Source organism: Veillonella parvula (assembly GCF_902810435.1).
Taxonomy (GTDB): domain Bacteria; phylum Bacillota; class Negativicutes; order Veillonellales; family Veillonellaceae; genus Veillonella.
The window spans coordinates 1702330-1714386 of sequence record NZ_LR778174.1; the positions used below are offsets into that span (position 1 = coordinate 1702330).

Consider the following 12057-nt stretch of genomic DNA (forward strand, 5'->3'; position numbering starts at 1 on the left):
TGTCTGCAGGTGTAATATCCTGTATTCCAAATATTAACGTTTGGAGAATTGGCTTGCTTTACGAGCTTTCTTAAGACCGTATTTTTTACGTTCTTTCATACGTGGGTCACGAGTCAAGAAGCCAGCTTTTTTCAAAGATTGACGAAGTTCGCCATCTACGTCCAATAACGCACGGGAGATACCGTGACGAATTGCACCAGCTTGACCGGAAGGACCGCCACCAGCTACAGTTGCGATTACATCGTATTGTTCAACTGTGTTAGTCAAATTCAAAGGTTGTTTTACGATCAATTCCAAAGTTTGGCGACCGAAATAATCATTAAGTTCACGTTTATTAACAGTGATTTTACCTGTTCCCGGTACCAGACGAACTCTAGCAACGGAAGATTTTCTACGACCAGTGCCGTAATATTGTGCTACTGCCATTATATATTCCTCCCTCTAGATTATCGTACGGAAATTTCTAACACTTCTGATTTTTGAGCTGCATGTGGATGCTCAGGACCAGCGTATACGTTTAATTTGCGGTATTGTTGTGCACCCAATTTATTTTTTGGAAGCATACCACGAACTGCCATTTCAACAACACGTTCAGGTTGTTTTTCAAGCATCATGGACAATTTAGTGAAACGGGAACCACCTGGGTAACCAGAGTGACGGAAGTATTCCTTTTGTTCCAATTTTTTACCAGTTACGCGAATTTTTTCAGCGTTTACAACGATCACATGGTCACCAGTGTCTACGTGTGGTGTGAAAGTTGGTTTATTTTTGCCCCGAAGAACTTTTGCAACTTCGGCAGCAAGGCGTCCTAAAGTTTTACCTTCAGCGTCAACAACATACCATTTCCGTTCGATTGTGTTCGGATTGGCCATATATGTAGTTTTCATGCTGCTTATCCTCCTAATAACGTCATAATTCTACCAAAATCAGCTAGTCCTCGCTTCCGGGGCTAATGGAAACACGACTAAAGCTTACTCAAAATAGTATACAGATTTTATGAGTTTGTGTCAATTAAAATTTAGCAGTTATATGCTGTCATCAAATTATTTTTTTAGTATAGAATTACATTGCTGTATTACCTCATTCAATACGGTCTGATCAGTATTAAGAAGAAGTTTAACCCAATTATCACGCCAACTGCCTCCTAATTGAGCTTCTACTTTTATCTGTCCATATGATTTACATATAATATGGACATAATCATCCGAATCATCATAAGCAATACGAACGTCTCCATCTAATGTTATATATATTAATTTGAGTTGACTGATTAATTCTCTAAATTCATTTACAGTATAAACAAATGTACCTCGACCAGAAAAGTCTCCACTTTTGATATATACACTAAAAGCTATATACTCTTCCCAAGGCTCAACATCTGCAAAATATTTTTCTTCTAACTCAACACGTATAAAATCCATTAGTATCTCCTCTAAATAATAAAAATGAATAGTTCCCTTTATTATCTTTCATTAGCAGAAACCTACTTATATTACATATTACTTTATATTGTGCAGGAAATTTATATATTTATATAGAATTATGAATATATAATATCAGAAATTGATAAAAGTTTAGTTTAGATTTTGTAAAACAATACATATTATATCTGTACTTCTATAATCTAGGAGATGATAATATGAATCTAGAAAATAAAAACTCATTTCTCTTAAATAGTGCTCTATTTTTTTCGACAATGGGAAGCACAGCAACAACACTAGGATTTATAACATATATATTTAATACCACCCACAGTCCCTTTAATACAGGGGCAGTTACGATAGCAACATTATTAGTTGGAATGTTATTAGGCCCATTTTTAGGGATACTGGTAAAAGAAAAAGGCTTAATGTGGTCTATGGTAGTTCCTGAAATAGTTTCGGGTTTTATATTATTAATTTTTGTTTTCATAGATAACCTTTATTTTGTATATATCATAGCTTTTCTTATAGGTTTTAATAATAAAATTTTAGGAATCGCTAGACTTTCTTTTATACCTAATATAACAAATGATCTAGTCAAATTTAATGCACTGCTCCGGTCTATTAATCGTTTTGCATTGATAAGTGGTTCCTTATTATTTAGCGTTATAATTAATTACTCTTTAACGATGGTGTTTGTTATTGATGCAATTACTTATATTATTTCAGCCTACCTACTTTATCGATTAAATAGAAATGTGAGAATACAATCACACTCAACTATCTCCCAAAAAACTATTAGACAAAGCATATATGACCGCATTCAACTTTTAATAAAAGGATATAAATTATTATTCCTAAATAAAAAAATTAATTTTATAGTTTATTTGGGTATATTAGCTAGAATATTTTATATGTGTATTCCAATTCTACTATTAATATTTATTAAAGATATCTTACATTTAACTGATAGTCAGTATGGATATACGCAAACAATCTCTAGATTGGCATCATTCATTATTTTTGGACTTCTTGCTAAATATTTTACTATTAACTTAGCAACGAGTTTTAAAAAAGTTTTGTTCCCTCTTTTTATACTATATGGAGGAAGTATTTTTTACATAGGCTATATAGAAACAATAGAACAACTTTATATTCTATATAGTATATCTGAAATATTATTATTTACAGCCGTTGTTTTAGTTCATGCATATATACAATCTATTTTTTCACAGGAAGAGTTAACATTAGCTAGCGGTTCTGTAAGTACAGGCTTCTCTATTGGATCAATATTATCAATAACTATATTTACAAACTTAGCAAATATATTACCGCTACATGATATATTTTTTATATGTGGACTGGGGATAATTATAAGCTCAGTTATTATAATAGGCTATACTCGATTAAACCAAGAAAGATAGATTTTATGATAATTATTTGATTTACCCTTTTATAAATAATACACACATAATATATAAAAAATCCGCAGTGCGTTGCACTGCGGATTTTTGCGCCAAATTATTTCGAATACAATTCGACGATAAGTGTTTCGTTAACTTCGATAGGAAGTTCTTCACGTTGAGGAAGACGAGTGAAAGTAGCTTTGAAGCCTTCCAAGTCTTTTTCAATGTAAGGAAGTTCGAAAGAACGAAGTTCTTGGAAATTAGTTTTGAACATTTCGTTATCACGAGATGCTTCGCGCAATTCGATTACATCGCCTGGTTTGCAGGAGAAGGAAGGAATGTCTACGCGACGACCGTTTACCAAGATGTGTCCATGGTTTACCATTTGACGAGCTTGACGAATGGAGTTACCGAAGCCGATGCGATATACAAGGTTATCAAGGCGTTGTTCCAAAAGGATCAACATGTTTTGACCTGTAACACCTTGCATTTTTTTCGCTTTATCATAATAGCGTACGAACTGGCGTTCTAGCAAGTTGTAGTAAGCTTTAACTTTTTGTTTTTCTAATAATTGTGTGCCATACTCAGACATTTTCTTCTGACGTTGGTCTTTTTTGACGCGATTCAAGGCTTTTGCGTGACCGAATACGTTCACACCAAAGCGACGACAAAGTTTGAATCGAGCCTCTCTTCTCGTTGCCATGTGATTATCACCTCATAAGATTAAAATAAACCTGTACCTATACATAATGGTACCCAAGTATAATATCATTTTCATCTAGTTATGTCAATTATCGATACCTATGAAAGTCATTGAAATAAGTGCATAATCACAATTTTTAATTACACTTTTTTACGATAATACTACGCACTATATCGATTGTGCATGTTTCATCATATTTTATAGATTTAGATGAAAAATCAATTATAGTATGCTACAATATGAATAAGTAAGGTAATAGGTATCATTGGAGTCTTATGTCTAAGTTGGGGGAATAACATGAAAGAGTTACCTACAATGCAAGAGCTACAAAGTTTTATTACCTATAATAAAACAGGAAGCTTTACATTAGCTGCACAATCTATGAATATTACACAATCAGCTTTCAGCGCTCAAATGAAAAAATTAGAGCGTTTAGTTGGTGTGAAATTAATCTCCCGTTCTACAAGAGGTAGCCGTTTAACACCAGAAGGTGAGTTATTCCTACCAGAAGCAGAACAAGTTCTCGACACATTGGAACGAGCTATCCAATCCATTCGTTTGGCTAGCAAGGTTGAACGCCCAATTCTAAACATTGGCGTATTACGTAGTCTTGGGGATATCCGTCTAAACGGTTATGTTTCCCACTTCTTCCAAAACCATCCTGAATTCTCTGTTAGTATTTACGATATGGAAGAAGAAGAATTGATGCTCGACTTACGAGAAAACCGCATCGACATTGCATTACTCTATTTACCAAATAATAAGGATATGTCCGCATACGAATCCACCGCTCTTAGAGAAGACGAATTTGTATACTATGCACCAAACTTAGTGAACGGTATGGAAACAGCCAGTTTAAAAGCTATCCAGCAACAACCACTGCTCATGTATCCACCTAAATACTTTATGTATCGCACATTAAAAAACTATGTTGGGAACGGTCAACAAAATCTACATATCCGCGGTAGCCGTTTATCCAATCCATATACAATGATCGACTACTGTCAAAAGAATAAATCTGGTTGCATCGTAGCACGCCAAATTTTAAGTTCTTTAAACATCAATGATGGCTTTGTACCTTTAGAAAAACCATTCAAACTACAAGTGTGCTTCGCATTTAAGAAGAATAATTCTAAAACAGAAACTATGCATACCTTCATGGATTATATACAAAGCGAATCACCACCACGTTTATAATAACGAATAGAACCCCGTATACCTTTTGGTGTACGGGGTTTTACTATAAACAACAAATGACCTATCTATACAAAACAATTGCTCTCTTTTATCCTAAGTTGTAGAATAGAGAATAGATTTCAATTAATACAGTAAGAATACAGTGAGGTTACTATGCTCTTATCTATTCTATTCTTTATACTAGCAGGACTTGCGGAAATCGGTGGCGGCTATCTCGTATGGCTCTACATGCGTGACGACAAAGGTCTGGTTTACCTAATCGCAGGTGCTTTTATTTTATTTTTATACGGCATCATCCCCACCTTCCAGCCAGAAGCAAGCTTCGGCAAAGTATACGCAGCATACGGCGGCGTATTCATTGCCCTCTCTATTCTATGGGGCTGGCTTGTGGACGGCTTACGACCAGATATGTACGATATCATCGGCGGCCTTATATGTCTCGTAGGTGTATATATCATCATGTATGCACCACGTTAAATATGTAGTTTCCAGATGTGACTATAATAAAATTTATATTTTTTAGATATAACAATAACTAACTATATATTTTGAAAGTACAACCACAGCAACTATATATTTTTTACATAAAACTATATAAGTATTACAACAAAAGGAGTACAACTATAACAGTTGTACTCCTTTATTTATCTACATGACCATATGTATTTTTTATATCCATATGTACTTTTTACATACTAAAAAACGGCTATCCGAAGATAACCGTTTGCTTTGGTGGACGATGACAGGATCGAACTGCCGACATCCTGCTTGTAAGGCAGGCGCTCTCCCAGCTGAGCTAATCGTCCATGTGGTGACCCGTCCGGGAATCGAACCCGGGATACCGCCGTGAAAGGGCGGTGTCTTAACCGCTTGACCAACGGGCCAAAATGGCTCCTCGAGTAGGACTCGAACCTACGACCGATCGGTTAACAGCCGATTGCTCTACCGACTGAGCTATCGAGGAATGTTTATGGAGCGGGAAACGAGATTCGAACTCGCGACCCCCGCCTTGGCAAGGCGGTGCTCTACCGCTGAGCTATTCCCGCAAATGGTGGACGATGACAGGATCGAACTGCCGACATCCTGCTTGTAAGGCAGGCGCTCTCCCAGCTGAGCTAATCGTCCATATATGGTGACCCGTCCGGGAATCGAACCCGGGATACCGCCGTGAAAGGGCGGTGTCTTAACCGCTTGACCAACGGGCCAAAATTGGTGACTCACCCGCGACTCGAACGCGGGACACCCTGATTAAAAGTCAGGTGCTCTGCCAACTGAGCTAGTGAGTCAAATGGCTCCTCGAGTAGGACTCGAACCTACGACCGATCGGTTAACAGCCGATTGCTCTACCGACTGAGCTATCGAGGAATGTATGGAGCGGGAAACGAGATTCGAACTCGCGACCCCCGCCTTGGCAAGGCGGTGCTCTACCGCTGAGCTATTCCCGCATACAGAACCGATAATTACTATAACATAATTATCAATCTGTCGTCAAGGATGAATTAAGTCCGTCCTGACTGCCATATAATAATATCAATTTACACATATAGTGTCAATGGTTTTTCCATAAAATGCTAGTAAATATTGGTTTAAAGACCATCGCCCACACAAGAAAAAGGGAGATGGTACAATCCCCCTTTAAAACGGGTTATTCTTTATCCTTTTGTCTACCTTTACCTGCTCCATCTTCAGCTACGCTAACTTCGGCTTCGATGAACGTTTTCATGTCATTCAGCATATGCATCGATGCATCGATAATGGATAGTCCCATAGTTGAACCTAAGGCTTCATCGATTAGCAGTTTATAGTCTAAATAAGGCTTTACCCCTAAGAAGCGACATTGTTCCTTATGTATGGGCTCATCATAGGCAGCCGACGGGAACACATAGTCCTTAACTAGCGGTTCAATGGTAACCGCCGCTAAAACAGCTGCACCAGTTACTATATTATCAAAGACTACAGCCATGCGATGGCTAGCAGCCCCTAAGATAAAGGCCGTTAAAAATGCAATATCTAAACCACCCGCTACATGAAGCAAGTTCAATACCGCATCACGGCGCTCGCTTTCACTCAAAGCAGAGCAATCATCCACAGAAATATTAAATCGATCTACAAAAGAATGAATATGAGCAGCGCGTTGCTCTATCGTAGGGCCATATTCATTATGAACGAGAATATTCTCATAGGCACAACCTGTGATTGACGCCGTCGTTACAAGAGAGTCCAGAAAGGCCCTCTCCCCTATATTGCCAATAGCCACCACTTGTAATCCATCTCTATGTAACTTATCTGCATAAGTAAACCCAAGCTCAATAGCACGGTCTAATTCATCGCGAGAAATAGCAGGTTCTGCGCCAAAGAAATGGGACCCGTTTCGAATCACCTGTTGCTCAATATTTACTAAATCAGAAGTGTCTTGTTCTAGACCTACATTTACCACATGTACAACAGCATTTAATTTAGCTGCAGCCCCTTGTGTAGCTGTTCTTCCCTCATTAAAGCGTTTTATGACAGCATAACTTTCACTACCATGTTGATCATTTTGCGGTCCATCTACCAAGTGATCAGCTGCCACAACGAGCACACCTTGACGCAAATGATTTGGTTTAGGGTCTCCTAAAATTCCTGCAAAACGCTCCGCTATGGTTTCTAACGTAGCCAGGCTATAGATAGGCTTTGTCAAATTATCAATACGGAATCGACATGTTTCCATTGCTTGTGTATCTAACGGCTCAACTTTGAAAGTTCTCATTTATTACCTCCTGTAATGGCCATATACATATGCACCGCAAGATCTAGCATCCCCATTTGTATGGATCCACCAGAAGCCTCACCTAAACAAAGGCCTAAATCTACATAGGCTTCAAGGCCTAAATTTTCTAAGGAAGATTTGGCCGCTTTTTCAGCAGATAAATGTGAAGCCATCACATAATCCATCGCTTTTGGAGCCAATGTTTTAGCCACCAATGCACAAGCCGATGTATTAAATCCATCGATAATAACTAACCCATGATTTGCTGCAGCGCCTAAGATAACACCCACAATACAAGCAAATTCAAAACCGCCTACAGACGATAAAATACCAAGAGCATCATCCTTACTAATATCCTTATATTTTTCTAGCACATCATGAACGATCCGCTGTTTTAGTTTGAGTCGTTCATCGGAAATATTCGTTCCTCGTCCCGTCGCCTCTTCCGCTGTAAGACCTGCAAACTTAGCGGTCATAAGGGCACTAGCTGTCGTATTTGATATGCCCATTTCACCTACCAAAAATACGTTAAAGCCTTCATCGATTTTTTCTTTTACTAGACGAATCCCTGTTTCGATGCCCTCCACGGCTTGTTCGCGCGTCATGGCGGGCTCTTCTACAAAGTTTTTTGTACCCATCCCCAGTTTATGACTTCGAAGGCCTGGAACCCAACTCATATCCGCATCGATTCCCATGTCGATAACTTCCATTTGGGCCCCACAATAATTAGCTAGGGAGTTAGCACCCGCCCCTTTAGGGATTAGATAATTTTGTGTCATTCCAACAGTTGTTTCCTTGGGATACGCACTGACACCCATATCAGCTACGCCATGATCCGCAGAAGCAATAATCATACATGGTTTTGGCACGGTTACCTGCTCTTGATTCGTAGCAGCCCCATATTGAGCCACAACATCTACAAGACGACCATATAGTTCCACCGGCGATTCTGCATTCCAGCTATTAAATATATGTTGTTCAATCTTTAAGCTGCGACCTGTAATAGCGCCACAAGTTTCTTGTAACAAACTCATAAAAGCTCCCTTAACATAATACTATTTACATACTCATATCGATATATAGTATACACGATTCTAGATATATGTCATATTTTTTCAGTTACATTTACTCTCTTATAGGATACAAAACTACGCGATTTTAATTATCCTTGATCTGACCAGTTAAATACGGTAACTTTCCTCGAATCTCGCGACTTCGTTCAAGATAGATTTCTAATTCTTGACCGTCATCCTCTTGTAAAAGTATTTCTTTTACACGTTGAATTTCTGCTTCAACTTGTGTGAGACCTTCGATGACATTACGACGATTTCCATAGATAATTTCACGCCACATAGATGGTAACCCACCTGCAACACGGGTGCAGTCACGGAACCCACCAGCAGATAATTTCATGCGCAATTCGCCCAATTCATCGCCTCCCGAAACTTGTGTTAAAATAGAGGCCAATAAGTGAGGCATATGACTAACCATAGCCAGATATGCATCGTGAGCATAAATATCGACAAACTCGATACGAGACCCTAAGGCACGACCCATGTCAGCTAATTCTTGAGCTACTTCTTCACTATATACATCAGATGCCTTATCTTCTAACACGATCCAGCCCATACCTTTGAATAGGTTTTTATGAGATACTTCATACCCACCCTTTTCGGATCCTGCCATAGGATGGACAGATACGAAAACGGTCCCCTTAGGAATCGATTCATAAACGGCTCGTACAAAATTTTCCTTCGCACTAGATACATCGGTTACGACTTGTCCCGGTCTAAATAGATGAGCCGTTTCAGTAAAAAGTCGTGCATTTGTATCAGGTGGCAAGGAGAACACAACGATATCTGAGTTCTTAATCAATGGCTCAACTTCAGTCCACGCAGCTTTTACCACACCATCTTGAATGGCCGCATCACAGACCTCTTGACGACGTGCATAGCCTACTACCTCATAATCTGTATATTCCTTTAAGGCCTTTGCCAAGGATCCACCTAATAGGCCTAAGCCAATAATGCCCACTGTCTTACTCATATAAACCTACTTTCAAGTAAAACTAGCAATGTCTATTCTCCAATATAATGCTAGTTATATTACATTATTATTTAGCTAATTGTAAATCAAAATTAGGGAGAATGAAATTAAGCTTCGATAAGATGCTTGTTTCTCCATTTACCGCTATACCAACGATATATAAACAATAAACCTCGCAAGATTTCATCAGCGGCCATGGCAATCCATATACCAACAAGGCCCCAACCCCAGTAAATACCAAATAGATACGATAATGACACGGCGCATAACCACATGCCAAAGATTCCCACTAGCATAGGCGTACGAATATCACCGGCAGCCTGCAAACAACCAACCATAACGATATTTACTGCACGTCCTAACTCAAGAAAGATCTCAACCAGTAATACATTATGTGCTAACTCTAGGATTTCCGGATCCGAAGTAAACACAGATACAACAAAATCACTAGTCACATAGAAGAATGTAGCAAGACCTACGTTAATAGCAATCGCTAAATACATAGACTTCCATACACGACTAGTAACCTCCTCTTGGCGTTTAGCGCCCATTAGGAAACCTACGATAACTTGTGAAGCATTGGATAGCGCTATGGTGTATACATAACAAAGCATGGCGATAACAGATACATAAACTTTAGTATTAATAACTGCTAAGCCTAACATGTTGATCATTTTCATGATTGTAGTTTGAGATAATTGATAGCTCAATGTTTCTCCACCAGAAGGAATACTGATATGCAATAAAGACTTAACCGTATGCCACGGAAATGGTTTTAAGAATTTAAAGCTCACCTCTAAGGTTAATAATTTCTTAAAAGTATATCCAATAATCACGAGCCCTACGACTTTAGATAGCCATGTTGAAATAGAAACACCTAATACCCCAAGACTTGGTATTGGACCATGTCCAAAGATTAATACATAGTTTGTTAGAATATGAATGATATTCATTACAAGGGCAACGTACATGGTAACGCGTGTTAATGAGTGACCTCTAAATACGGCTACTAACGCATAATACATCGCTTGTATCGGTAGCCCTGCAGCAACGATAGTAGTATATATCGACGTATCACTCATCGTTTCTGGTGGTATACCTAGCCATGTAAAGATCCATTCATGGAAAGTAATAAAGAATACTGCCGCTATAGATGAAAAGAAAAAATTCATCATTAAGCTGACCGTACATACCTCTGATAGCTTAGACTGGTTTCTCGCTCCTAAATATTGGGCAATCAAAATCGTCGTAGCTGTACTCATGACGATGATGAGCATAATAAAGATATTTAAAATTTGATTGGCATTAGCTACCGCTGCTACCGCTTGAGGCGAGTAGTGACTCATCATCAATTGGTCTATATTACCTACTAGCATCTGTAGGAACACTTCAATAAATATAGGCCAACTCAAAGTCCAGATATATAGACTAATCCCCTTTTCGTATGCTTTCATAAAAACCTCTGCAATGAATACGATACAATTGCAATGAATATCATACAATGTCCTTATTATATCACGTTATATAACCACATGGGACAAATCGCAGAAAGCAATATACTAAATAGTTTTTCATAAAATAGTACATACAAAAAACGTGCCACCCGAAGGTGACACGTTTATTATGTAGACAAGCAAGTATCTATAGTGTTCTGCTAATGCTTATTTGAAGCCATTACAAAGGCTATCAAATAATGCTTGGTCAGGTTTTACAACATCTTCAGTCAATGGACGAGGATGTGGTCCGCCATTTGCTGCAGCCATTGCTTTTTCAAAGGAAGGTTTAGATGTATTTTGATAGATAAGGCCTGTAACCAAACCATCAGTATCACCCAAAGTTTTAAGCGCTGTTGCACGATCTGTTGGGTCATAACCTTCAGGCAATGCTACTAAATGTTCTTTGAACCAATCGTAACTATTGCGTTTATTATATGTAACACATGGGCTGAATACATTGATGAAGGAGAAGCCCTCATGATCCATGGCTTGTTGAATCAAATCAACGAGCTCTTTACGATTCACCATATAGCTTTGTGCTACGAATGTAGCACCTGCTGCAATCGCAGTTTCACAAACGGACAATGGAGACTCAAACGCACCATGAGGAGTTGTTTTTGTAACAAAACCGATGTCAGAACGAGGGGATGCTTGACCTTTAGTCAAACCATATACATGGTTATCCATTACTACGTATGTCATGTTTACATTACGTTTGAAAGCATGAATGGTATGACCCATACCGATAGCGAACGCATCGCCATCACCGGAGAATGCAATAACTTCAAGATCTTGGTTAGCAAGTTTAACACCTTGCGCATAAGGAAGCGCACGGCCATGAGTTGTATGTGCACCATAAGCGTAGAAATAGCCACCGATACGGCTAGAACAACCGATACCGGAAATTACGGCTAATTTTTCTGGTGGAATATTTTTCGCTACTACAGCGTCAGTAATCGCCGCTTGAACCCCATAATGGCCACAGCCTGGACACCAGTTAGGACGAATATCATTTCTGTAATCTTTAGCTGTTGTCATA

At 38.6% G+C, this 12057-nt stretch carries 12 protein-coding genes and 9 tRNA genes; 3 read left to right on the forward strand and 18 right to left on the reverse strand.

What is annotated here, in order from left to right; translation table 11 throughout:
* Window positions 1–33: 33 nt before the first annotated feature.
* The 3 genes from rpsI to FNLLGLLA_RS07735 all read right to left on the reverse strand — a co-directional run bounded on the left by rpsI (window position 34) and on the right by FNLLGLLA_RS07735 (window position 1421).
* Window positions 34–426, reverse strand: a complete 393-nt coding sequence (rpsI, locus tag FNLLGLLA_RS07725) for a 30S ribosomal protein S9 (RefSeq protein ID WP_004695188.1) — start codon at window positions 424–426, stop codon at window positions 34–36.
* A 20-nt stretch (window positions 427–446) separates the two neighbouring features.
* Window positions 447–887, reverse strand: coding sequence for a 50S ribosomal protein L13 (gene rplM / locus FNLLGLLA_RS07730; protein WP_174892356.1), 441 nt, complete (start codon window positions 885–887; stop codon window positions 447–449).
* A gap of 156 nt (window positions 888–1043) precedes the next feature.
* Complete coding sequence (locus FNLLGLLA_RS07735) at window positions 1044–1421, reverse strand: WapI family immunity protein (RefSeq protein ID WP_156697243.1); 378 nt, start codon at window positions 1419–1421, stop codon at window positions 1044–1046.
* A gap of 218 nt (window positions 1422–1639) precedes the next feature.
* Between FNLLGLLA_RS07735 and FNLLGLLA_RS07740 the strand changes: the two genes are divergently transcribed.
* On the forward strand, window positions 1640–2845 hold the full coding sequence (locus FNLLGLLA_RS07740) for an MFS transporter (protein ID WP_156697244.1): 1206 nt from the start codon (window positions 1640–1642) through the stop codon (window positions 2843–2845).
* A 97-nt stretch (window positions 2846–2942) separates the two neighbouring features.
* Here the strand turns inward: FNLLGLLA_RS07740 and rpsD are convergent, their stop codons facing one another.
* Complete coding sequence (rpsD, locus tag FNLLGLLA_RS07745) at window positions 2943–3530, reverse strand: 30S ribosomal protein S4 (protein WP_004695181.1); 588 nt, start codon at window positions 3528–3530, stop codon at window positions 2943–2945.
* Between the two features lie 297 nt (window positions 3531–3827).
* On the opposite strand from rpsD, the gene FNLLGLLA_RS07750 reads away from it, so the two are divergent.
* Both FNLLGLLA_RS07750 and FNLLGLLA_RS07755 read left to right on the forward strand, forming a co-directional pair.
* Window positions 3828–4727: a LysR family transcriptional regulator gene (locus FNLLGLLA_RS07750; protein ID WP_156697245.1), complete on the forward strand. Its 900-nt coding sequence runs from the start codon at window positions 3828–3830 to the stop codon at window positions 4725–4727.
* Window positions 4728–4880: 153 nt separating this feature from the next.
* Complete coding sequence (locus FNLLGLLA_RS07755) at window positions 4881–5204, forward strand: YnfA family protein (protein ID WP_156697246.1); 324 nt, start codon at window positions 4881–4883, stop codon at window positions 5202–5204.
* Between the two features lie 253 nt (window positions 5205–5457).
* On the opposite strand, the gene FNLLGLLA_RS07760 is transcribed toward FNLLGLLA_RS07755, so the two are convergent.
* From FNLLGLLA_RS07760 to FNLLGLLA_RS07825, 14 genes are all read right to left on the reverse strand, one after another.
* Window positions 5458–5533 (reverse strand) — tRNA-Val (locus tag FNLLGLLA_RS07760).
* A 3-nt stretch (window positions 5534–5536) separates the two neighbouring features.
* Window positions 5537–5611, reverse strand: a tRNA-Glu gene (locus tag FNLLGLLA_RS07765).
* Window positions 5612–5615: 4 nt separating this feature from the next.
* Window positions 5616–5691: transfer RNA gene (locus FNLLGLLA_RS07770), tRNA-Asn, on the reverse strand.
* 7 nt (window positions 5692–5698) lie between these two features.
* Window positions 5699–5773 (reverse strand) — tRNA-Gly (locus tag FNLLGLLA_RS07775).
* 3 nt (window positions 5774–5776) lie between these two features.
* Window positions 5777–5852, reverse strand: a tRNA-Val gene (locus FNLLGLLA_RS07780).
* 5 nt (window positions 5853–5857) lie between these two features.
* Window positions 5858–5932: transfer RNA gene (locus FNLLGLLA_RS07785), tRNA-Glu, on the reverse strand.
* A gap of 5 nt (window positions 5933–5937) precedes the next feature.
* Window positions 5938–6013 (reverse strand) — tRNA-Lys (locus FNLLGLLA_RS07790).
* Window positions 6014–6016: 3 nt separating this feature from the next.
* Window positions 6017–6092 (reverse strand) — tRNA-Asn (locus tag FNLLGLLA_RS07795).
* A gap of 5 nt (window positions 6093–6097) precedes the next feature.
* Window positions 6098–6172: transfer RNA gene (locus FNLLGLLA_RS07800), tRNA-Gly, on the reverse strand.
* A gap of 200 nt (window positions 6173–6372) precedes the next feature.
* Window positions 6373–7476 carry a nicotinate-nucleotide--dimethylbenzimidazole phosphoribosyltransferase gene (locus tag FNLLGLLA_RS07805; protein WP_156697247.1) on the reverse strand — a complete coding sequence of 368 codons (1104 nt, stop codon included), beginning with the start codon at window positions 7474–7476 and terminating at the stop codon, window positions 6373–6375.
* Window positions 7473–8510 (reverse strand): nicotinate-nucleotide--dimethylbenzimidazole phosphoribosyltransferase, encoded by a 1038-nt coding sequence (gene cobT / locus FNLLGLLA_RS07810; protein WP_012864755.1) that lies wholly within the window; start codon window positions 8508–8510, stop codon window positions 7473–7475. Before cobT ends, FNLLGLLA_RS07805 begins: the two co-directional genes overlap by 4 nt.
* A gap of 124 nt (window positions 8511–8634) precedes the next feature.
* Window positions 8635–9522 carry a prephenate dehydrogenase gene (locus FNLLGLLA_RS07815; protein ID WP_008714958.1) on the reverse strand — a complete coding sequence of 296 codons (888 nt, stop codon included), beginning with the start codon at window positions 9520–9522 and terminating at the stop codon, window positions 8635–8637.
* Window positions 9523–9629: 107 nt separating this feature from the next.
* Window positions 9630–10976 carry an MATE family efflux transporter gene (locus FNLLGLLA_RS07820; RefSeq protein ID WP_156697248.1) on the reverse strand — a complete coding sequence of 449 codons (1347 nt, stop codon included), beginning with the start codon at window positions 10974–10976 and terminating at the stop codon, window positions 9630–9632.
* A gap of 207 nt (window positions 10977–11183) precedes the next feature.
* The gene (locus FNLLGLLA_RS07825; protein ID WP_004695167.1) at window positions 11184–12056 is read right to left on the reverse strand and encodes a 2-oxoacid:ferredoxin oxidoreductase subunit beta; all 873 of its coding nucleotides are present in this window, start codon (window positions 12054–12056) and stop codon (window positions 11184–11186) included.
* Window position 12057: the final 1 nt, after the last annotated feature.